This window comes from Frateuria edaphi (assembly GCF_021117405.1).
Classification (GTDB): Bacteria; Pseudomonadota; Gammaproteobacteria; order Xanthomonadales; family Rhodanobacteraceae; genus Frateuria_A; species Frateuria_A edaphi.
The window spans coordinates 1659986-1681572 of record NZ_CP088251.1; the positions used below are offsets into that span (position 1 = coordinate 1659986).

23 protein-coding genes are annotated in these 21587 nt (G+C 68.5%); 22 read left to right on the forward strand and 1 reads right to left on the reverse strand.

Annotation, left to right across the window (positions count from 1 at the left end):
* The first annotated feature begins 23 nt into the window (after window positions 1-23).
* The 5 genes from LQ772_RS07925 to LQ772_RS07945 all read left to right on the forward strand — a co-directional run bounded on the left by LQ772_RS07925 (window position 24) and on the right by LQ772_RS07945 (window position 5927).
* On the forward strand, window positions 24-323 hold the full coding sequence (locus tag LQ772_RS07925) for a YciI family protein (protein ID WP_231325557.1): 300 nt from the start codon (window positions 24-26) through the stop codon (window positions 321-323).
* Between the two features lie 5 nt (window positions 324-328).
* Complete coding sequence (locus LQ772_RS07930) at window positions 329-574, forward strand: BolA family protein (protein WP_231325968.1); 246 nt, start codon at window positions 329-331, stop codon at window positions 572-574.
* 135 nt (window positions 575-709) lie between these two features.
* Complete coding sequence (gene smc, locus LQ772_RS07935) at window positions 710-4210, forward strand: chromosome segregation protein SMC (protein ID WP_231325559.1); 3501 nt, start codon at window positions 710-712, stop codon at window positions 4208-4210.
* A 10-nt stretch (window positions 4211-4220) separates the two neighbouring features.
* Window positions 4221-5165, forward strand: a complete 945-nt coding sequence (gene zipA / locus LQ772_RS07940; RefSeq protein ID WP_231325561.1) for a cell division protein ZipA — start codon at window positions 4221-4223, stop codon at window positions 5163-5165.
* Between the two features lie 114 nt (window positions 5166-5279).
* Window positions 5280-5927 carry an FMN-binding negative transcriptional regulator gene (locus tag LQ772_RS07945; protein ID WP_231325563.1) on the forward strand — a complete coding sequence of 216 codons (648 nt, stop codon included), beginning with the start codon at window positions 5280-5282 and terminating at the stop codon, window positions 5925-5927.
* A 95-nt stretch (window positions 5928-6022) separates the two neighbouring features.
* Here the strand turns inward: LQ772_RS07945 and LQ772_RS07950 are convergent, their stop codons facing one another.
* Window positions 6023-6217, reverse strand: coding sequence for a hypothetical protein (locus LQ772_RS07950; protein WP_231325565.1), 195 nt, complete (start codon window positions 6215-6217; stop codon window positions 6023-6025).
* A 90-nt stretch (window positions 6218-6307) separates the two neighbouring features.
* Here LQ772_RS07950 and LQ772_RS07955 point away from each other — a divergent pair, with 90 nt between their 5' ends.
* From LQ772_RS07955 to LQ772_RS08035, 17 genes are all read left to right on the forward strand, one after another.
* Window positions 6308-7414, forward strand: a complete 1107-nt coding sequence (locus LQ772_RS07955) for a sigma 54-interacting transcriptional regulator (protein WP_231325567.1) — start codon at window positions 6308-6310, stop codon at window positions 7412-7414.
* Between the two features lie 178 nt (window positions 7415-7592).
* Window positions 7593-7862: a hypothetical protein gene (locus LQ772_RS07960; RefSeq protein ID WP_231325568.1), complete on the forward strand. Its 270-nt coding sequence runs from the start codon at window positions 7593-7595 to the stop codon at window positions 7860-7862.
* 24 nt (window positions 7863-7886) lie between these two features.
* Window positions 7887-9413 (forward strand): phage tail sheath family protein, encoded by a 1527-nt coding sequence (locus LQ772_RS07965; RefSeq protein ID WP_231325570.1) that lies wholly within the window; start codon window positions 7887-7889, stop codon window positions 9411-9413.
* Window positions 9414-9423: 10 nt separating this feature from the next.
* The gene (locus tag LQ772_RS07970) at window positions 9424-9951 is read left to right on the forward strand and encodes a phage tail protein (RefSeq protein WP_231325572.1); all 528 of its coding nucleotides are present in this window, start codon (window positions 9424-9426) and stop codon (window positions 9949-9951) included.
* A 5-nt stretch (window positions 9952-9956) separates the two neighbouring features.
* Window positions 9957-10691: a T4 family baseplate hub assembly chaperone gene (locus LQ772_RS07975; protein ID WP_231325573.1), complete on the forward strand. Its 735-nt coding sequence runs from the start codon at window positions 9957-9959 to the stop codon at window positions 10689-10691.
* A complete protein-coding gene (locus LQ772_RS07980) occupies window positions 10688-11437 on the forward strand; it encodes a hypothetical protein (RefSeq protein WP_231325575.1) in 750 nt (249 codons plus the stop codon). The genes LQ772_RS07975 and LQ772_RS07980 overlap by 4 nt, the downstream gene beginning before the upstream one ends.
* On the forward strand, window positions 11434-12669 hold the full coding sequence (locus LQ772_RS07985; protein ID WP_231325577.1) for a Pvc16 family protein: 1236 nt from the start codon (window positions 11434-11436) through the stop codon (window positions 12667-12669). The genes LQ772_RS07980 and LQ772_RS07985 overlap by 4 nt, the downstream gene beginning before the upstream one ends.
* On the forward strand, window positions 12666-14828 hold the full coding sequence (locus LQ772_RS07990) for an ATP-binding protein (protein WP_231325579.1): 2163 nt from the start codon (window positions 12666-12668) through the stop codon (window positions 14826-14828). Before LQ772_RS07985 ends, LQ772_RS07990 begins: the two co-directional genes overlap by 4 nt.
* A complete protein-coding gene (locus LQ772_RS07995) occupies window positions 14825-15112 on the forward strand; it encodes a hypothetical protein (protein WP_231325581.1) in 288 nt (95 codons plus the stop codon). Before LQ772_RS07990 ends, LQ772_RS07995 begins: the two co-directional genes overlap by 4 nt.
* 239 nt (window positions 15113-15351) lie before the next feature.
* Window positions 15352-16779: an eCIS core domain-containing protein gene (locus LQ772_RS08000; RefSeq protein ID WP_231325583.1), complete on the forward strand. Its 1428-nt coding sequence runs from the start codon at window positions 15352-15354 to the stop codon at window positions 16777-16779.
* A gap of 170 nt (window positions 16780-16949) precedes the next feature.
* The gene (locus tag LQ772_RS08005) at window positions 16950-17708 is read left to right on the forward strand and encodes a CHAP domain-containing protein (protein WP_231325584.1); all 759 of its coding nucleotides are present in this window, start codon (window positions 16950-16952) and stop codon (window positions 17706-17708) included.
* A gap of 239 nt (window positions 17709-17947) precedes the next feature.
* Window positions 17948-18643: a hypothetical protein gene (locus LQ772_RS08010; protein ID WP_231325586.1), complete on the forward strand. Its 696-nt coding sequence runs from the start codon at window positions 17948-17950 to the stop codon at window positions 18641-18643.
* Window positions 18640-19299 (forward strand): hypothetical protein, encoded by a 660-nt coding sequence (locus tag LQ772_RS08015; protein WP_231325588.1) that lies wholly within the window; start codon window positions 18640-18642, stop codon window positions 19297-19299. Before LQ772_RS08010 ends, LQ772_RS08015 begins: the two co-directional genes overlap by 4 nt.
* Complete coding sequence (locus tag LQ772_RS08020) at window positions 19299-19619, forward strand: LysM domain-containing protein (RefSeq protein WP_231325590.1); 321 nt, start codon at window positions 19299-19301, stop codon at window positions 19617-19619. Before LQ772_RS08015 ends, LQ772_RS08020 begins: the two co-directional genes overlap by 1 nt.
* Window positions 19612-20748, forward strand: a complete 1137-nt coding sequence (locus LQ772_RS08025) for a hypothetical protein (protein WP_231325592.1) — start codon at window positions 19612-19614, stop codon at window positions 20746-20748. Before LQ772_RS08020 ends, LQ772_RS08025 begins: the two co-directional genes overlap by 8 nt.
* Window positions 20745-21251, forward strand: coding sequence for a phage baseplate assembly protein V (locus LQ772_RS08030; protein ID WP_231325594.1), 507 nt, complete (start codon window positions 20745-20747; stop codon window positions 21249-21251). The genes LQ772_RS08025 and LQ772_RS08030 overlap by 4 nt, the downstream gene beginning before the upstream one ends.
* Before the next feature lie 11 nt (window positions 21252-21262).
* Window positions 21263-21586 carry a hypothetical protein gene (locus LQ772_RS08035; protein ID WP_231325596.1) on the forward strand — a complete coding sequence of 108 codons (324 nt, stop codon included), beginning with the start codon at window positions 21263-21265 and terminating at the stop codon, window positions 21584-21586.
* Window position 21587: the final 1 nt, after the last annotated feature.

Genomic DNA, 21587 nt, shown 5'->3' on the forward strand with positions numbered 1-21587 from the left:
TTTCCCGGTTGGAGCATCACGCCATGTGGTTTGCCATCGTCGGCACCGACGTCCCCGAGTCGCTGGACAAGCGCAAGAGCGCCCGGCCGGAACATCTGGCGCGGCTTGAGAAGCTTCAGGCCGAAGCCCGCTTGCTGCTGGCCGGTCCGTTCCCCGCCATCGCCTCCGACGACCCGGGCCCGGCCGGCTTCACCGGCAGCCTGATCATTGCCGAATTCCCCTCGCAGGCCGACGCCCAGCGCTGGGCGGATGCCGACCCGTATGTCGCTGCGGGCGTCTACGCCAGTGTCGAGGTCAAACCGTTCCGCAAGACCCTGCCATGAGCGCGATGGTCGAGCAGATCCGCCAGCGCCTTGCCGATGCCTTGGCGCCGGTGGAGCTGGAAGTGCTCGACGAGGGCCACAAGCACGCCGGCCACGCCAACGCCGGCAAGGGCCATTTCCACGTACGCATCGTCAGTCCGGCCTTTGCCGGCGTGCTGCCGATCAAGCGCCACCGCATGGTGTACGCGGCGCTGGAAGGGCTGATGGACCAGGGCATCCATGCACTCTCGATAGATGCCAAGGACTCATAATTAGCAATTTCAATTAGTTGTATTGTTTCGTTCCAGTCACTTGTCACGCCAGGTTCGCATTGCGACGACGCCCGGCGTTTGGCACAGTGACCTGTCGCCCGATCCACCGCGGGCCGTCCCTACTGTTGAGCCCGCATGCGCCTTACCACGATCAAACTCGCCGGATTCAAGTCCTTCGTCGACCCGACCACGCTGCACCTGCCGACCAACATGACCGGCGTGGTCGGACCGAACGGTTGCGGCAAGTCCAACATCATCGACGCGATCCGCTGGGTGATGGGCGAGAGCGCGGCCAGCCGCCTGCGCGGCGACTCGCTGACCGACGTGATCTTCTCCGGCTCCAACGCGCGCAAGCCGGTGGGGCAGGCGACCGTCGAGCTGATCTTCGACAATGCGGACGGCACCATCCAGGGCGAGTACGCGCAGTACGCGGAGATCTCGGTCAAGCGCCAGGTCACCCGCGACGGACAGTCGTCGTACTTCCTCAATGGCGGTCGATGCCGCCGCCGTGACATCACCGACCTGTTCCTCGGAACCGGCCTGGGGCCGCGCAGCTACTCGATCATCGAGCAGGGCATGATCAGCCAGATCATCGAGGCGCACCCGGAAGAACTGCGTACACATCTGGAGGAAGCCGCCGGCATTTCCAAGTACAAGGAGCGCCGCAAGGAAACCGAGAGCCGCATCAAGTCCACGCGCGAGAACCTAGACCGCGTCAAGGACGTGCGCGACGAGGTCGACAAACAGCTCGAACACCTCAACCGCCAGGCCCGCGCCGCCGAGCGCTGGAAGGCGCTGAAGGAAGAACAGACCCGCAAGGAAGCCGAGCTGCGCGCCCTCGAATACCGCGCTTTCAAGGGCCAGCACGAAGGCGAGGGGCAGGGCCTGTCCGCCGCCGAGATCGAGATCGAGAAGCAGCTTGCCGGGCAGCGTCAGATCGAGGCGCAGCTCGAGTCCGTGCGCGAGCGCCACACCGGCGCCACCGAACACCTCAACGAAGTGCAGGCGGAGGTCTACAAGGTCGGCGCCGAGATAGCCCGCGTCGAACAGCAGGTGCGCTTCAACCGCGAGACCGCCGACCGCCTGCAGCGGACCCAGGCCGAGGCCGAGCGCGAACATGGGGAGCTGTCCGCCCATATCGCCAACGACCGCGAGCAGATCGAAACGCTGCGCATGGCGCTGGCCGAAGGCGAGCCCAGGCTCGAAGCCCTGCAGCAAATGCAGGACGACACCGCTGACGCCGCGCGCAGCACCGAATCCAAACTGGCCGACTGGCAGCAGCGCTGGGACGTCTATACGCGCACCGCCGGCGAGTCCAGCCGCGCCGCCGAAGTCGAGCGCACCAAGCTCAATTATCTCGACCGCCAGGCAATCGATCTTTCCAAGCGCCGCGAAGCGTTGGAAGCCGAACAGAAGGCCACCGATGTGGCCGCGCTGGACGCGGCGGCCGAACAACTGCACGTCGAGCACGACACCCAGCGCGAGCGCGTGGAGTCGCTGGGCAGCCTGCTCGACCAGCACAAGCTCACCCACGAAAAGGTGCTCGACGAGGAGCGCCAGGTGCAGTCCGCGCTCAACGAAGCACGCCAGCAGCTGCAGAGCGCGCGTGGACGCCTGTCATCGCTCGAAGCCCTGCAGCACGCCGCGCTGGGCCAGGAGGAAAGCACCGCCAGTGGTTGGCTGGCCAGCCTGGGACTGGACAAGGCGCGTCGCCTCGGCGAAGCGTTGCAGGTCGATGGCGGCTGGGAATCGGCCGTGGAAACGGTGCTGGCTGGCTTGCTCGACGGCGTGCTGGTCGACAACCCCTTGGGCCTTGCGGGTGACTTCGGCACGCTGGGCGAAGCCGACCTGGCCTTGTTGGCGTCCGCCGACGGCGCGCAAGGCGGTGAAGGCACGCTCGCCGCCAGGGTGCGCGGTCCGGCCGCGGCCATGCAACTGCTCGCACAGGTACGTACCGCCGAGACGCTGGACGAGGCACGCAACCGCGTCGGCTCGCTGGCCGAAGGCCAGTCCATCATCACCCGCAGTGGCGAATGGCTGGCCCCGCAGTGGGCGCGCGTCCGTCGCGCCCAGGGCAACCAGGTCGGCGTGCTGGCGCGCGAGCGCGACATCCGCCTGCTGACCGAACAGATCGAAACGCTCGAAGCGCAGCTGGAGGAATCGGCTGCCCGCCTGGACGAACTGCGCACCGCCAAGTTCGAAGCCGAGCGCGCCCGCGATGACGCCCAGCGCGAGCTGTACAACGCGCACCGTCGCCAGTCCGAACTGGCCGGCCAGCTGCAGAGTCACCGCGGCAAGGTGGAGACTGCCCGCGCCCGCGCCGAGAAGGTGGCCGGCGAGCTGTCCACGCTGATCGAGCAGCTGGACGATCTGCAGGTGCAGACCCGCGAGGCCCGCGCGCGCCTGGACGAGTCGGTCAACCACATGGGCGACCTGGAAGACCAGCGCCGCGAGCTGGAGAACGAACGCCGCGCGCTGCTCGAAGCGCGAGAGGAAGCCCGCATGAACGCCCGCGAGGCTGCCGACCAGGCCCACGCGCTGGCGCTGTCGATGGAATCGAAGCGCTCCTCGCTGGCCTCGCTCGAACAGGCGCTCGCACGCCTCGACACGCAGCTGCGCCAGGTCGAGGCGCGCCGCAACGAGGTCGCCGAACAGCTGGCCGCCGGTTCCGATCCCATCGCGGAACTGGAGGCCGAGCGCCAGACCTACCTCGACCAGCGCCTGCTGGTCGACAAACAACTGGTCGAGGCGCGCCGCGCGCTGGAAGACTGCGACATCGAATTCCGCAAGCTGGAACAGCAGCGCCACCTGGCCGAGCAGGGTCTGGCCACGCTGCGCGAAAGCGTCTCGGAAAAGCGCCTTGCCGCGCAGGCCCTGCAGATGCGCGCCGACCAGCTCGCCGAGGCCATCACCGCCTCGGGGCTGGAACTCGAACCGCTGCTGGCCGAGCTGCCCGAGGCCGCCGACGCCAACCAGTGGCGCACGCAGCTGGGCGACCTGGCGCAGAAGATCGTGCGACTGGAACCGGTCAACCTGGCCGCGATCCAGGAACACGCCGAGCAGAGCGAGCGCAAGACCTACCTCGACAACCAGCTCGCCGATCTGGCCAGCGCCATGGAAACGCTGGAAGGCGCGATCAAGAAGATCGACCGCGAGACCCGCCAGCGTTTCAAGGAAACCTTCGACAAGGTCAACGCCGGCGTGCAGGAGCTCTTCCCGCGTCTGTTCGGCGGCGGCCACGCCTACCTGGAACTGACCGGCGACGACCTGCTCAACACCGGCGTGTCGATCATGGCGCGCCCGCCGGGCAAGCGTCCGTCCAACATCTCGCTGCTCTCCGGCGGCGAGAAGGCGCTCACCGCGGTCTCGCTGGTGTTCGCCATCTTCAATCTCAACCCCGCGCCGTTCTGCCTGCTGGACGAGGTGGACGCGCCGCTGGACGAAGCCAACGTCGGCCGCTTCTCCAACATGGTCCGCGAGATGAGCGAGAAGGTGCAGTTCATCTTCGTCAGCCACAACAAGGCCACGATGGAAGCAGCCAGCCAACTCTGCGGCGTGACCATGCGCGAGCCGGGCGTTTCGCGCCTGGTGCAGGTGGACCTGGCCGAAGCGGCTAAACTTGCCGGAGCTGCGTGAGGATCCATCGATGACCGTGCTTGCCTTTGCCTGGAACCCTGCCGTCGGCATACCGCTGGCGATCGTCGGCGCCATTGCGCTGGCGTTGCTCTGGCTGTTCGGCCAGCCCAGGAAAGAGCAGGGCAGGCGACGCATGCCGACCGGGCAGGGCAGTGGCGAACGCCGCGAGCCCACGCTGGGCGAGGGTGACGCGGACGACATGCTGCTGGACGATACCGATCCCCACATGCATCGCGACGAGCCCATGCCGCACCAGGGCGAGCTGGAAATCGGCCTGCGGCAGGAACTGGAAAAGCTCGGCGCCACCCTGGCCGGCGAACGGACCACGCCGACAAAGCCCTCCGGTCGCGCGGCTTCGATCATCGACGCGCTGCGCGCGCCTTCCGGCGCACCCGAAGCGGTTGAGCCGGCGCCTGTTCCCGTGGTCACGCCTGCAGCCGCTCCCGCACCCGCGGCTGCCGCGAAGGCTCCGCCACCCTCGGACCTTGGCCGCCGCCCATCCCAGTTGCCGATGGAGCGCATCGTCACGGTGTTCGTCATGGCCCGCGACGGCGGGGTATTCAACGGTGCCGACCTGATCGTCGCGGCCGAAAAGGCCGGCCTCGAGTACGGCCACCTGGGCATCTACCACCGGCTGGTCGATGGCAAGCGCGAACAAGGCCCGATCTTCAGCGTCGCCAACATGCTCAAGCCCGGCAACTTCGACCTGACCCGGCTCGATGCCTTGCGCACCCCCGGCCTGAGCTTCTTCATGACCCTGCCGGGCCCGCTGTCCGCGCTGGACGCCTGGGATGCCATGCTGCCTACGGCCCAGCGTCTTGCCGAGCTGCTCGACGGCCAGGTCCTGGACGAGGAACGCAACGCCCTGGGCCGCCAGCGCATCGCGCACATCCGGGACGAACTGCGCGGCTGGGATCGCGACCACGAAGGCCAGGAAATCATCTTCGGTCGTTGACGCCCGCCCACGGTCGCGGGAAACACCCTTGCAGGAGCGCGCCGTGCGCGACCGCCATGCGTCCGGTCGCGCACAGGTACTCACCTACAGCCCATCCGCCCGGATCAGCGCGCCATGTACACGCCCTCCGCCTTCCGCGAAACGCGCCTGCCCGAACTGCACGCGGCGATCGATGCGCATGCCTTCGCCAGCCTGATCAGCACCACCGCCGGCGGCCTCCAGGTCAGCCACATCCCGCTGCTGCTGGCGCCGGAAGAGGGCACGTACGGCACCCTCTACGGCCACGTCGCCCGCGCCAACGCCCACGCGCTTTGCAACGGCACGACGTCGCTGGCGATCTTCCTTGGACCGCACGCCTACATCTCCGCGGGCTGGTACCCCGGCAAGCAGAGCCACGGCAAGGAAGTGCCCACCTGGAACTACATCGCCGTGCACGCCCATGGCACCCTGGAAACATTCGAAGACCCGGCCGCTTTGCGCGAACTCCTGCGCAAACTCACCGATCGCCACGAACGTCCCATGCCCAGGCCCTGGCGCCTGGACGACGCCCCGGCCGAATACATCGACCGCAACCTCAAAGCCATCACCGGCCTGCGCCTGCCGATCGGGCGCATCGAAGGCAAATGGAAACTGAGCCAGAACCGCACCGACGCCGACCGCGACGGCGTACTGGCCGGGCTGGACAGTCTGCAGGATGAGCACAGCCGCCGGATGGCCGAGGCAATCCGCACGGTCACCGCCCGCCCGAAGGATGCGCGCTGATCCATCACGGCGCAGCCCGCAGAAGCTGCACCTGCGCCAGACACTTTCGGCCACGAGCATCTCCAGCGCCGCCACCCAGCGGCGCCCGGCAGCGGCTAATCCGCCTTCAACGACGCTTGCAAGGCCGTGGCCAGTGCGGCATCACCGCTGACCAGATCCTGCCAACGCAACTCCACGCCGCGACGGCGGCCTTTCCGGGTCAACTTCAATCCCTCCGCATCGATGGTCAGCGTGTAGGGGACGGCGTCGACCTCGATTTCCCGCTTGAGTGGTTTGTCCAGCGGAGTCATGGGTTCTCCTCTACCGCCTGGTTTTCATCTGCGGCGCGCGAGCTTCGTTTCGTGGCGCATGAGAACGGCGTGAAAGCCCCGTGAGGCACGGTGCGCACCCGCAAATCCTCCCGGTTCCGCCGCCGGCCGATCATGAACACAATCGCTTTTTTTTGGCCCATCGCGGGAATAGAGTGTGCGCGATTCGACGGGCAACGCGGGGAACGCACGATGCCGGTCATGCTCGGTCAATCCAGTGCGCTGATGGCGGTGCGCGCGCAATTGCAGCGATATGCCGGCTGCGATGTCCAAGTGCTGATCGAAGGGGAGACCGGCACCGGCAAGGAGCTGGCTGCCCGCGAGATCCACTATGCAAGCCGCCGGCGCGACCGCCCGTTCGTGCCCGTCAATTGCGGTGCGATCCCCGATGGCCTGGTCGAAAACGAATTGTTCGGCCACGAGCGTGGCGCCTATACCGACGCGAGGTGTGCACAGATCGGCCTCGTCGATCGCGCGCGCGGCGGCACCCTTTTCCTGGATGAGGTGGACGCGCTGTCCAGCAAGGCGCAGGTGATCCTGCTTCGCTTCCTGGAGGACAACGAATACCGCCCCGTCGGAGGCGGTGCGACACGTCTTGCCGATGTGCGCATCATCGCCGCCACCAACAGTCCGCTGGAGCAGCAGGTGACAGCGGGGCTTTTCCGGCGCGACCTGCACTACCGGCTCAACGCGCTTGCGGTGCGGCTGCCGCCGTTGCGCGAACGTTCCGGCGACGTGCTGTTGCTGGCTGAGCATTTCCTCGGCATCGCAGCCGAACGCGTGGACGGTCCGGTCAAGCGCTGGAGCGGCGTCGCGCTGCAAGCGCTGGTCGCCCACGCATGGCCGGGCAACGTGCGTGAACTCGAGCATGTGGTGCTGCGCGCCTACATGCGCGCGGACGACATGGTCATCGGCCTGGCTGACCTCGCCGCGGCCGAGTCGGCCTTTGCCGCCATCGATGGTGCGCTGGCCCCCAGCCCGGGACACGACGAGGCCGGTTTCAGCGTGGCGAAGAGCCACGCCATTCGCGTCTTCGAGCACAGCTATCTGTTGCAGTTGATGCACCGGGCCGGCGGCAACGTCAGCATCGCCGCGCGTCTGTCCGGTACCGAACGCCGCCAGTTGGGCAAGCTGCTCAAGAAGCACGGCATCGAAACCAAGCAGTTCCGTTGCCAGTAGCGGCTCGCCGGCGCGCCCTCCGTCCGGGTTGAAGCCGACCCGCGCCGCGGGCGAACCCGGGTCACCGTTGCCCCGGCATCCTCCGTAGCCCTCCCCGAAACCGCACCGCGCGGGTGTTTTCCAACGCCGGCGATGGCATGGGTGTTGCCTCGTTCCTGCGCAGGCGCGGAGGTGCCGCGTGACCGATCGGCTATCTGATGACGAGGCAAGCCGACGCGAGGTCGAGTCGGCGGTGCTTGCGTACCTGCACCAACACCCCGAAGCGGCGGACACGCTGGACGGCATCGTGCTGTGGTGGTTGCCGCGGCAGCGCTACGAAACGTCGCGTGCGCGTATCGGGCGCGTGCTGGATGACCTGGTCGCACGGGGGCAACTGCGATGCGACCGATTGCCTGGGGGCGCCGTTCTTTACGGACTGCGCCGGGGCGCCGAACCGCCTTTGCACTGACCGCCACGATCGAGGAATACAGACATGCCTTCCACCCTCACTTATCCGGGCGTCTATATCGAAGAGATCTCCAGCGGCGTGCATACCATCGCCGGCGTGGCGACCTCGATCGCGGCCTTCGCCGGCTGGGCACCCTTCGGCCCGGTGGACCGGGCCGGGCTGGTGCTGGGATTCGCGGATTTCGCGCGCAAGTACGGCGGCCTCGACAGCCGCAGCGTGCTGGGCCACGCCGTGAACCAGTTCTTCGCCAACGGCGGGCAACGCGCCTATATCGTGCGGCTGGCCGATGGCGAGGCCGACCTGGCTACGGTCACGCTCGACGGGAAACTGGTGGTGACTGCCAGCAATCCCGGCCAGTGGGCCAACGACTGCGCGATCGTCATCAAGAAGTCCACCTTCGATGCGACCCGGTTCCGGCTGACGGTCGTCAACTGGAAAGTCGATCCGGCAGGCAAGGTGATGGAGTCGTTCGACAACCTGTCCATGGACCCTGCCGACGCGCGCTACGTCGTCAGCGTGCTGGCCAGCCAGTCCAGCTACGTCACCGCCGCGCTCCAGGGCACCCCCGCCACGCCGCCGGCGGACACCTTCCCCGGCGCACCCGGCAACATTCCCGATACGGCCAAGCTTGGCGGGGGCGGTGACGGCGCCGTTCTTGAACCGAACAAGGCGCCTTTCGAGACCGCGTTGTTGCCGGTGTCGGGCACGGGAGGCCTGTACAACCTCGACCGCATCGACCTGTTCAACCTGCTCTGCGTGCCCGGACAGACCAACCCCGGCACGATCGCCAGCCTGCAGAAATTCTGTCGTGACCGGCGCGCCTTCCTGATCGCCGACAGCGCGGAAACGGCTTCGCTCGATACGCTCGAAGACGGTCCCGGCGACATCACCGCCGCCGACGCGATCAACGCGGCGTTCTACTTCCCCTGGGTGATCGCCGCCGACCCGCTGCAGCAGAATCGTCCCCGCGCGTTCCCGCCCTGCGGCTTCGTGGCGGGGATCTACGCCCGCACCGACGCCACCCGTGGCGTATGGAAGGCGCCGGCCGGAAGCGAGGCCAGCCTCAGCGGCGCACTCGGCGTCAGCACCACGCTGACCAACGACGAAAACGGCGTGCTCAACCCGCTGGCGATCAACTGCATCCGCCACTTCCCCGTGTACGGCACGGTGGTGTGGGGCGCGCGCACCTTGCAAGGCAATGACGAGCGCGGGTCGGAATGGAAGTACATCCCGGTACGGCGCACCGCGCTGTTCATCGAGGAGAGCCTGTACCGCGGCACGCAGTGGGTGGTGTTCGAGCCGAACGATGAGCCGCTGTGGTCGCAGATCCGCCTCAACGTGGGCGCGTTCATGCAGGACCTGTTCCGCCAGGGCGCATTCCAGGGCAGCACCCCGCAGGAGGCGTACTTCGTCAAGTGCGACAAGGAAACCACCACGCAGAACGACATCAACCTGGGCGTGGTGAACATCGTGGTCGGCTTCGCGCCGCTCAAACCCGCCGAGTTCGTGGTCATCCAGCTGCAGCAGATGGCCGGCCAGCTCCAGACCTGAGGAGAAAGTCATGGCTGAGTTCAGCGTCAATGCGCAGCGCTTCGATCCGTACAAGAACTTCAAGTTCCGGGTGAAGTGGGACGGGCGCTACGTGGCCGGGGTCAGCAAGGTTTCCGGCCTCAAGCGCACCACCGAGGTGGTCAAGCACCGCGAGGGCGGCGATCCCAGCAGCAGCCGCAAGTCGCCGGGCCGCAGCGAGTACGAGGCGATCACCATCGAGCGTGGCGTCACCCATGACCTGGAGTTCGAGCGCTGGGCGAACAAGGTGTGGAACTTCGGCGCCGGCCTGGGCGCGGAGGTGTCGCTGAAGGACTTCCGCAAGAACCTCATCCTGGAGGTCTACAACGAGGCCGGCCAGCTCGCCATCGCCTACAAGCTCTATCGCTGCTGGGTGTCCGAATACCAGGCGCTGCCGGACCTGGACGCCAACGCCAACGCGGTGGCGATCCAGCACATCAAGCTCGAGAACGAGGGCTGGGAGCGCGACGTCGGCGTGGTCGAGCCAACCGAACCCAGCTTTGCCGTGCCGCCCGGCTAGCGATCATGCGCACGCCCACGCCCGCGCAACTGCTGCACGTCTGGGAGCGCGGTGGCGATGCGCCCGCGGCCGCCTGCTGCCTGGCATTGCTGGCTGTCAGTTGTGATGACTGCACGGACGACTCGCTCGCGCACCTGCCACTGGGCCGGCGCGATGCGCTGTTGCTGGAACTGCGCGAGCGCCTGTTCGGTGCGCAGGTCTGCGGCGTGGCGATCTGCCCGGCCTGCGCGACCACGGTGGAAGCGAATTTCCGCTGCGACGACCTGCTGACCGTCCAGCCGATCCTCCCCGAAGCGGTGCTCGAACACTTCTCGCCGGCGCACGGCCTGCGGGTGCGCTTCCGGCTGCCCGACAGCAACGACCTGATCGCGTTGCAGGCCTGCGGCGATGCCGGTGCGGCGCGGCGGATGCTGCTCGACCGCTGCGTCATCGCGGTGCAGGGCAGGCGAGGGCAATCGCATGGCTTGCCGGCCGATCTGCAGGCGGAAATCGGGGGGGCCATGGCGGCCGCCGATCCGCAGGCCGATCTGCAGCTCGCGCTGGCCTGCCCGCAGTGCGCGCATCGCTGGCAGCCGGTGTTCGATATCGCCCGTTTCCTATGGCAGGAACTGCATGCCTGGGCGCTGCGCACGCTGCGCGACGTCGACACGCTGGCGCACGCCTATCACTGGGCCGAGGCCGACATCCTGGCGTTGAGCCCGCGCCGCCGACAGGCGTATCTGGAGTTGTGCCAGCCATGACCGACTTCCTCGACCGGCTGGCCACCCGCGCGCTCGGCGGCGAAGGACTGCTGCTGCCGCGGTTGCCGTCGTTGTTCGAGCCGCAGGGCGTGGCGGTCATGCCGCCCATGGGCCAGATGCACGGGGAGCCGGGGCGGCGCGACGTGGTCCCGGCAGGTATCGAGGCCGCCCCGGTCGCCCGCGAACGCAGATCCGCGCCTTCCCATCCGGTGTCCGGGAGCGCCATCGCGGCCGCGCCCATACCCGCAGTGGGGGCTCCGGCGCTGGAACCGTCGCCTCGACCGTCTTCCATCGAACCACCGCCGGCAACCGTTGCCGTCATTGAGCGACGCCCTTACCCGGCCGAGGAGCAGCCGAAGGAACCCACGCCACACCGGAATGCTCCCGCAGCGCCGCCGCAGGCACGCGCTCGCGAAGCGCACGCCGTTTCCGTCGACCCCATTGCCCCACCGCGACCGCAGCCGCGGCGAGGCAGCTTGCTTCCGCCCACATCGCCGGTCTTCGCCGCGCCGCGTGCCGGAGCGCCGGTGCAACCACGCGGCTCCCGTTTCGACGCCGCGCGTTCGCGCCCGGAGCTGGCTGACAGCGGGCGCGGCGGTGCAAGCGAGCCGGTCATCCACGTCAGCATCGGCCGGCTGGAAGTACGCGCCTCGCCCGCTGCGCCCGCATCCCGGCCTCGCCGCGACGAGCCGCGACCGGGCAGCCTCGACGACTACCTGCGCCAGCGCGGCAAGGCCTCGCCATGAGCAGCGTGCTGGCCATCGCCGCGACCACCCGCACGCTGCGCAACCTGCTGCTGGCGCAGATGCCGATGCTGGACGCGGACCTCGGCGACCTGGAAGTCACGCTGCAGCCACCGGACACGGCGCGCAAGGGCATCAGCAAGGCGCAGCTCAACCTGTTCCTTTACCAGGTGGTCCACAACGCCGCGTGGCGCAACCTCGACATGCCCGGGCAGGTGCGTCCCGGCGAAAGCGCGCCGCCGGCGCTGCCGCTGACCCTGCATTACCTGCTCACTGCCTGGGGCCGGGGCGAGAACGACAATGATGCGACCAGCCATCGGGTGCTTGCCGCCGCCATGAGCACGTTGCACGACCGCCCCGTGCTGGACGGCAACGACATCCGCAATGCGCTGCCTGACAACGACCTGGCCGACCAGGTCGAGCGCGTGCGCATCACGCCGCTCCCGCAGAGCATCGAGGAGCTGTCCAAGCTATGGACCGCCTTCCAGACCAACTATCGCGTGTCGTCGGCGTACGAGGCCACCGTGGTGCTGATCGACAGCCACGCCACGGCGCGTGCGCCGCTGCCGGTGCTCAAGCGTGGGCCGCAGGACCAGGGCGTCACCGCGATCGCTTCGGCCGCGCCCGTGCTGGAAACGCTCGCCTACCCGCGCCCGCAGGTGGCGGCGCGGCTGGGCGAGGCCATCGTGCTGGGCGGCCGCCAGCTCACCACCGACCATGCGACCGCCCGCTTCAGCAGCCTGCGGCTGGATGCGCCGGTCGATGTCGCACCGCTCGCGGGCGAGGCCGCCGGAAGCTTGCGCGTGCCACTGGCCAACGATGCCGATGCCGCGGCGCGCTGGGCTCCGGGCATCTACACGGTCGCGCTGCTCGTGCAACCGACCGGACTGCCCGCACTGCTCAGCAACGAGCTGCCGCTGGTGCTGGCGCCGATCATCACGGTCAGCCCGCTCGCCGCGCCCGCGGGCGACCTCGCGCTGACGCTGACCTGCCTGCCGCGCATCCGCGACGGCCAGCGCGTGCTGTTGCTGTTCGGCGATCGCGCCGTCGCGCCGCAGGCCATCAGCAATCCGGCCGACCTGCACCAGCCGACCGCACTGACCTTCCAGGTGCCCGCGGTCGGCACCGGACGCTACACGGTGCGCTTGCGCGTGGACGGCGCCGACAGCATCCCGGTCGATTTCAGCGGTGCCGTGCCGGCCTTCGCGGCCAGCCAGCAGGTGGTGGTGTCATGAGCGACTACGCGCAATGGCTGAGCGCCAACGACCAGTACCTCGCCGATGCGCTGGCGGATATCCGCGCACGGCTGCAACACGCCGCCGAACGGCAGGGCGAGCTGGTCGCGACGAGCGCCGCGCCGGACACGCCCGTGCGGCTGCCGGCTGCCACCGCCGAACCGGTGGCACGCATGCCCGCGATCGTGCCCGTCGCGCCGAAGCACGCTTCCTGGTTGTCGCGCATGTTCGGTCATCGGTCGCCGGCGACCGCGCCGCCACCCCAGCCGTCCGCCGGTGCGGCGGAACCACCGGTCACGGACGACGTGGCGCCGCAGGCGAGGACGCCAGGTGCCGAGGGCGCGCATACGCCGGCCTTGATGCTGCTCGCCCAGCGCCTCGGCCTGAGCCCGTTCGAGCGCGACCTGCTCCTGCTGTGCGTCGGCATGGAACTGGACACGCGGTTGCCCGCGTTGTGCGCGCAGGCCCAACGCGATCCGACCAAACCCTGGCCGACCTTCGCGCTGGCCTTCGCGGTGCTCGACCAGCCGAGCTGGGATGCGCTCTCGCCGGAGCGGCCGCTGCGCTATTGGCGCCTGATCGACATCCACCAGCCCGGCCCGCAGCCACTGATCGGCGCCGCACTAAGCGCCGACGAGCGCGTGGTCAACTTCGTCAAGGGCATGAATTACCTGGACGACCGCCTGACGCCGTTGCTCACCGCCCTGGTGTCCTGGCCGCTACCGCCGTCACAGCAGGCCGTGGTCGAGGGCGTCGTCGACGAACTGCGAAAGCCCCCGACGGGCGCGCCATTGCCCGCGGTGCAACTGTTGGGCAGCGACAGCGCCAGCAAGCAGGCCATCGCCCAGACCATCGCCGCCGCATTCGGCGCGCAGGCGTATCGCTTGCCCGCCGATCTGCTGCCGGCGGCCATTGCCGAACAGGAGACGCTGATCCGGCTCTGGCAGCGCGAAAGCCAACTGCTGCCCCTTGCGCTCTACGTCGACGCAGCCGACACCGGGCGAGGCGATGCATCGACCACGCAGATCCAGCGCGCGCTCGGGCGCCTGGGCGGGCTGGTCTTCATCGACACCCGCGAGCCATGGCCGGCCACCGCCAACCTGCTCAGCGTGGACGTCGCCAAACCCACGGCGGTCGAGCAACGCACGCTCTGGCAGCAGACCCTGGGCGAGGCAGCCGGCGATCTCCCGCAGCATCTGGCCGGCCATTTCGACTTCGGTCCCGGCAAGATCGAACAGGTCGCGCATGCCGCCCGCACCACGGTGGAGAGCGGCCCGGGCGCGATGGCCCACGCGCTGTGGCACGGCGCGCTGTCGCGCACGCGGCCGGCGCTGGACCAGCTTGCGCAGCGGATCGAACCGAAGGCCGGCTGGGACGACCTGAAACTGCCCGGCAACGAGCGTGCCCTGCTGCGCCAGATCGCCGACCAGGTCGCCCTGCGCAGCACCGTCTACGACGACTGGGGCTTCCGCGAGCGCATGAACCGCGGCCTGTCGATCAGCGCGCTGTTCACCGGTGAGAGCGGAACAGGCAAGACCATGGCGGCCGAGGTGATAGCGCAGGAACTCGGGCTCTCGCTCTATCGCATCGACCTGTCGGCGGTGGTCAGCAAGTACATCGGCGAGACCGAAAAGAACCTGCGCAAGCTTTTCGACGCGGCAGAGGAGGGCGGTTCGATCCTGTTCTTCGATGAGGCCGACGCCCTGTTCGGCCGCCGCAGCGAGGTCAAGGACAGCCACGACCGCTACGCCAACATCGAAGTGAACTATCTGCTGCAGCGGCTCGAATCCTTCCGCGGCCTGGCCATCCTGGCCACCAACATGAAAGGCGCGCTGGACAGCGCCTTCCTCCGCCGCATCCGCTTCGTGGTCAATTTCCCGTTCCCCGGCATGGCCGAGCGCGAGGCGATCTGGGCTTCGGTGTTCCCGGCGCAGGCCGCCACCTCGACGCTGGACGTCGCACGCCTGGCGCGGCTCGCGCTCACCGGCGGCAGCATCCAGGGCATTGCCTTGAACGCGGCATTCATGGCCGCCAGCGCCGGTGTCCAGATCACCATGCCGATCGTGCTGGAAGCCGCCCGCGCCGAATTCCGCAAGCTGGACAAGCCGGTCAACGAAGCCGACTTCCGCTGGCTGGAAAGCGCCGGAGGCCGGCCATGAACATCCGGTTGCACATCGAGCGGCTGGTACTGGACGAGTCACTCGTGGCTGGCGAGCGCCCGGCCGCCGTGAGCGAGGCGATCACGCAGGAGCTGTCCCGACGGCTGGCCGATCCGGACACTGCGCAGGCGTTGCTCGGCCTTGGCAACGCGGCCTCGCGGCAACCGATCGCGCTGCCGCCGCCGTCGCATCCGGGTGATCGCCTGGGCCGGCGCATCGCCGACGCCGTCCATCAGTCGCTTGTGCCGGCCGGCCCTGGCGATGCCGGAGGACGGCGGCCATGAAAACGGCTTTCAAACCAGCCGCCGGAAGTCCCTCGACGCGCAGTGGCATGACCCTGCAGCGCAAGTGCGCATGCGGTGCCCACCGTCCAGGCGGCGGGGCGTGCCCCGAGTGCAGCAGGAAGCGCCAGCTTGCTCAGCGCAAAACCTCCAGTCAGGACGGCGGGCGCGACGCGCCCGCGAGCGTGCACGACATCATCGGCTCGCCCGGACAACCTCTCGGCAGCTCGGCGCGCGCATTCATGGAACCCCGCTTCGGGCACGACCTGAGCCAGGTACGCGTCAACCATCCGGCACCCAACGCGACGTCGGCGCTCACGGTGGGTTCGGCGCACGATCCGCTCGAGCGCGAGGCCGATGCCGTGGCCGGCCGCGTCGTCGGGATGTCATCGCCGGATCGCGCAACACGCCTCGACTTTTCCGGGGTGCGCATCCACACCGACGAGGCGGCGGCGGCATCGGCCCGGGAACTGCATGCTCGCGCCTACACGGTCGGCAATCACATCGCCTTCGACAGCCAGGCCTATGCGCCCGACACCCGGGATGGACGGTTGCTGCTGGCCCACGAGCTCGCCCATACCGTCCAGCAGGCGCAGACCGGCGTGGCGCTGCAGCGTTTCGTTCCCTGCACGCGCGCCCGGCTGTCCACCGAGGACTGTCCGAAACGGGATCCGGACGAGGACCGCACCACGCGCGCCCAGCCGATGATCCTCGAATACGTCACCGCGCCCGAGGCGGGCTTCCTGGTGGCGAACTTCGATATCGACAAGACCACGGTCAAGAGCGACCTCAAGCGCCATCCTCTATGGCCTACGCTGGTCAAGGCGATTTCCGAGCCCAAGAGTCAGTGGGAAATCATCGGCCTTTCGGATTGCCACGGCGACGAGCCGCTCAACACCGGCTTGCGCAAGCAGCGCGCCGATGCCGTGCGTGCGTTCCTGCCGGCCAGCCTTGCACCGGGCATCACCGCTACCTCGGGCGCGGCGCTCAACGACTGCATGACCGACAACGGCAACGCGGTCGCCCGGCAATGGAACCGTGCCGCCCTGATCACGCCGGTCAGCCGAGAGGTGCAGTTCGAGGAGGAAGATCCCATCCAGGGCAAGCGGCCGGTGCCAAAGCCGATCGACCCGGACGTGGTCGATTGCAGCGACGCGCAGAAGAAGGCCGTCGCGCAAGCACAGCCCATCGCCAAGGACATGCTGCAGGTGGCGCTGTTCCGCCTTCGCGACCAGAGCGACCCGGAGATCAAGTCGCTGCTGCGCGCGTACTTCGGGGACGACAGCAAGACCACCTTCGAGCACGTCCACGATGGCCTCCTGGCCACGCTGATGGGCCTGTCCTCGGACCTCACGGTCGAATGCGAGCGCAAGGGGTCCTGGTTCTACGGCCACTTCTGCAAGGACGGGGACGTCGTCACGCAGGGATACACCAGGAACAGCCTGTTCGCCCTGCACATCCACCTTTGCGAAGCGGTGTTCACTCATCCGGACATCGATATCGCCGAAACCATCATTCACGAATCCAGCCATCTCTACGACGGCACGGCCGACAAGGGCTATTGCTGGCAGGGCGGCGGTGGCGCCTGCGCAACGATGGGACCTGCCAACGCCTACAACAATGCCGATTCCTACTCCAACTTCGCCAAAGAGGCGTGGCTGCGCAAATAGACGGTAATCGCGATGTCCTGCCTACCCGACAAGAGACAGTGCTTCAGTGCGGCATCGCTCGTCCCGGGACGCCGTGCCAAGGGAGCCGTGCGCCGCATCGATCCCGGGATCAGGATCCATCCCAAGGTGCATCGCGCGGCTCGCACCCGCGCAGCGCCGGGAATCCAGCCATGAACGATGCACTGCGCAAGGGCGATCACGGCCCGCCGGTTCGCCAGCTGCAACAGCGGCTCGCGCAGCGCGGCTACGCGGTGGCCGACAGCGGCAGCTTCGATGCGGCGACCTGGCGCGCCGTGCGCGCCTTCCAGGCGCAGAACCTCGACCAGCACGGCCAGCCGCTGGTGGTCGATGGCGCGGTCGGGCCGTTGACGCAGTGGAGCCTCGAGCATCCGAAGCCGCTGATCGACACGCCCTCGGCCGTCGACTACGCGGCCATGCCCGCGGACGGGGGCAGCGCCCGTGGCCGCGCCGCGCTGGCGGCGGCCATCGGCGAACTGAAGTCGGGCGCCTGCGAATCCGGCGGCAACAACTGCGGCGCCTTCATCCGCAAATACCTGGCGCCGGCGGGCGTGGCGGAAGGCAACTCGTGGTGCGCCTCGTTCGTGAGTTGGTGCTTCCTGCAGGCCGCCGGCGGCGACACGGCGGCGATGCCGTTCGCCTACGTACCGGGCGCACGCGCGATGCTCGCGGAATTCAAGGCGCAGGACTGGGCGCGTGCGCCCGGCAGCGGCTACCCGCCGCAACCAGGCGACATCGTGGTGTGGTGGCGGGTGAACCTGCGGGGCTGGCTTGGCCACGTCGGACTGGTCCACTCGGTGCGCGACGGCATGCTCTACACCATCGAGGGCAACCGCAGCCCGCGCGTGCAGGGCTTCTCGTATGTGCTCAGCCGCATGGACCGGTTGCTCGGCTTCGGACACGTGCCATGAATGCATTGGCGCCACGCCGGCTTTCCTTGCCGCACGTTCCCGCGCCGATCGTCGGCCTGAAGCGATCGTGCGGCTGCGGCCCGCATGGCAGCGGCTGCCCGCGGTGCCGCGCGAATCTGCAGCGCTCGCGTGCCATCGCGCCCTACGCTGGCGACCATCAGTCCGCGCAGGCGCACGCGCGGGCGAGGAGCGATCCCCGATCACCACTCGCCCAGGACTTCACGCGCATGCCGCTGCGCGTGTCACACGAATCCCTGGACGGCACCGCCGATGACGAAGGCATGGAGTCGGTCGATGCGCCCGGACCCGGCACCGATGGCGGTACGCAGCCAACGCCGACCGTGCGACCGGCCAGCACCCGGGTCGACACCACCACCAGCTACACCCAGGTGGCGCTGCAGGCCGGCTACCTCTCGGGCCTGGGAATCATCGCGCGCATGCAGGTCCTGCCCGACAGTACGACCTGGGACGGCAAGGAGGTCGTCGAGTCGTTGCAGCAGACCTCCTCGACCTGTCCGGACACGCTCACCCAGCCGGGCCCCTGCAACGGGCACTCGCATTTCCCGATCGGCAGCGCGATGCGCGGCCGCGGCGTGCGGCCGGAGCAGCCGGCAATGCGCAACCGCTTCTACGACATCCATACCTCGCAGTCGCAGAGTCTGAGCTTCCTGCACGATGCCGCGCGCAATCCCAAGGGCATCGACGCCTGTGAATCGGTGTGCCGGCAGGAGTACGCCTTTGACGGCGTGGTGATTGGAACGCACAGCATCCGGCGGCAGTTCCGCAAGGGCAAAGTCGATGGGCACGACGTCACCATCATCGACGTGACCAAGTCCGATCTCGCTCCCGCGACGAGCGGCGGAAGCGGGCAGCCGCCTTCGGGCGGGCAGGGCGACGCAGGCGCTCCGCCACGGCCCGACGGAGGTGGCCCATGAGCGGGTTCCCCGGCTCACCGCGCATCCTCAAGGGCGGCATCGTGCTGATCGATCCCGACAGCTCGGCGGTGCTGCGCGTGATCGCACTGCAGTACAACCCCGACTCGCTCACCCGCTCGCTGCAGGTGCAGCCCGTGGGCGCCGACGGTGGTGACCGCTCCGAGCTGCTGCGGTTGAAGGGGCCGCCCGTGGAAACGCTGAAGCTGGAAGCGGAAATCGACGCGACCGATCAACTCGAGTCGCCGGACCAGAACGCCGCCACGGCCCAGTCCGGCCTGTTCGCCCAGCTCGCGGCGCTGGAAACGATGGTCTACCCGACCAGTGCACAGCTGCACGCCAACGACGCGCTGGCGCGGATTGGCACGCTGGAGATCGTGCCGATGGAAACACCGCTGGCGCTGTTCGTGTGGAGCGCCACGCGCATCCTGCCGGTGCGCATCACCGAGTTCAGCATTACCGAGGAGGCGTTCGACACGGCGCTGCACCCGATCCGCGCCAAGGTGAGCCTGGGGCTGCGCGTGCTGTCGGTGAACGACGTGCCCACCGGCCACAAGGCGGCCGCCCTGTTCATGAACTACCTGCAGCAGAAGGAGCGCCTGGCCGGCACCGCGGCCAGCCAGCCGCTGTCCGCACTGGGGGTTGCCGGAGTGCCGTAATGAACACGATCTTCCCGCCCACCAGCCGCTACGCGTTGACGCCGACCGCCACCTGGACACGCGCCGACGGCACGCCGGTGGTCTACCTCACGCGGCGCTTCGTGCCGGCGCCCGAGAACTACGCCACGCTGCAATGGCACCGGGTACTGCAGAACGAGCGGCTGGACACCATCGCCGCGCAATACCTGGGCGATCCGGAACAGTTCTGGCGCCTGTGCGACGCCAACCGGGCGCTGCGTCCGCAAGACCTGACCGGCACGATCGGACGGGCGTTGCGCATCACCTTGCCCGAAGGCATCCCGGGGGTACCGCATGCTTAAGGGCGTGCACCTGACGTTGCTGGTCGGCCCGGTGGTGCCGGCGCCGGTGCCGCAGATCGTGCTCGACGCGCTGACCCAGGTCGAGGTGGTCGCGCCGGACGAAGCGGCCGGGGCGTTCACCCTGCAATTTTCCCTGAGCGTGCGCTCGCCGCTGCACACGCTGTTCCTGCTGAGCGGCGGCGGTGTGGTGCCGCTGTTGCGGGTGATCTTGGTAGTCACCTTGAATGGCATGCCACAGGTGCTGATCGACGGCGTGGTGACCCGCACCCAGATCGTGCCGGGCGCCGATCAGCGCCACGCGACGCTGCAGGTCACCGGCGATGACCTGACCACGGTGATGCAGAAACTGGAATTCTCCGGTCTCCCGGGCATGCCGTATCCGGCGATGCCGGCCGAGGCGATCGTGCTGGCGATCCTGGCCAAGTACGCCTTCCTGGGCATCGTGCCGATGATCGTGCCGAGCGTGGCGATCGACGTGCCGATCCCGACCCATCGCATACCGACCCAGCAGGGCAACGACCTGGACTACGTGCGTCTGCTGGCGCAGCGCGTGGGCTACGTTTTCTACCTGGACCCCGGCCCGGCACCCGGCATGAGCGTGGCGTATTGGGGGCCGAAGGTGAAGATCGGCATCCCGCAGCCGGCGTTGAACGGGGACATGGACGCGGCCGGCAACGTGGAAAGCCTCAATTTCACCTACGACGGAAACGCGCGCAGCCTGCCGGTGGTCTACATCCAGAACGAGCAGACCAAGGTGCCGCTGCCGCTGCCGATCCCCGATGTCGGCCCGCTCAATCCGCCGCTGGGCCTGCTCGATCCGCCACCCCAAAAGTTCAATCCGCTTGCCGAGACGGCGAAGTACTCGCCGTTGCGGGCGATGCTGCTGGGCATGGCCGAGGCGGCGAGGTCCGCCGATACCGTGACCGGCACCGGCACGCTCGATGTCACCCGCTACGGTCGCGTGCTCAGGTCGCGGCAGCTGGTAGGGGTGCGCGGCGTCGGCCCCGCGTTCGATGGCCTGCACTACGTCAGCGAGGTGCGCCACACGATCAAGCGCGGCGAGTACAAGCAGAGCTTCAGCCTGTCGCGCAAGGGATTGCTCTCGACGCTGCCGGTGGTGCCGGCATGAAAACCTACTTCGGCAAATACCGCGGCACGGTGCTCCAGAACGTGGATCCCGAACAGCGCGGCCGCATCCAGGCGATGGTGCCGGACGTGGCCGGCCTGCTTCCCTCGAGCTGGGCGATGCCCTGCGTGCCGATCGCCGGCAAGCAGAGCGGCAGCTGGGTGGTGCCGCAGATCGGCGCCGGGGTGTGGATCGAGTTCGAGCAGGGCGATCCGGATTACCCCGTCTGGACCGGCGGCTTCTGGGGGCTCGCCGCCGAAGTGCCGGCGCTGGCGCTGGCCGGCAACCCGGCCAGCCCGAGCATCGTGCTGCAGAGCGGACTGCAGAACGCACTGGTGATCAGCGACGTGCCCGGACCCACCGGCGGCATCCTGCTCAAGAGCACGACCGGGGCGATGATCCTGGTCAACGACATCGGCATCACCATCTCCAACGGCAAGGGCGCAACCATCGTGCTCGCCGGGCCGACGGTGACCATCAACAACGGCGCGCTGGTCGTGACGTAGGGAGATGCACGATGCCCGGCTTCGTCCTCCATGTCGGCGCCAGCGTGCTCTGTTCGCACGCCGGGCAGGCGCAGCCGACGACGCCGAACCCGCGCGTGATGGTCAGCGGCCAGCCGACGGTGACGATCGCCGCGCCGTGGTTGATCGTCGGCTGCGCGCTGCCGCCACCACCGGGTGCGAACGGACCCTGCGTGAGCGCGCAGTTCGTCACCGCGGCCACCCGGGTCACCTCCAACGGGCAGCCGTTGCTGTTGTTCGATAGCCAGGCGATCTGCGTGCCCACCGGCACGCCGTTGCTCGTCGTCGCCAGCCAGATGCGCGCCACCGCGATGTGAG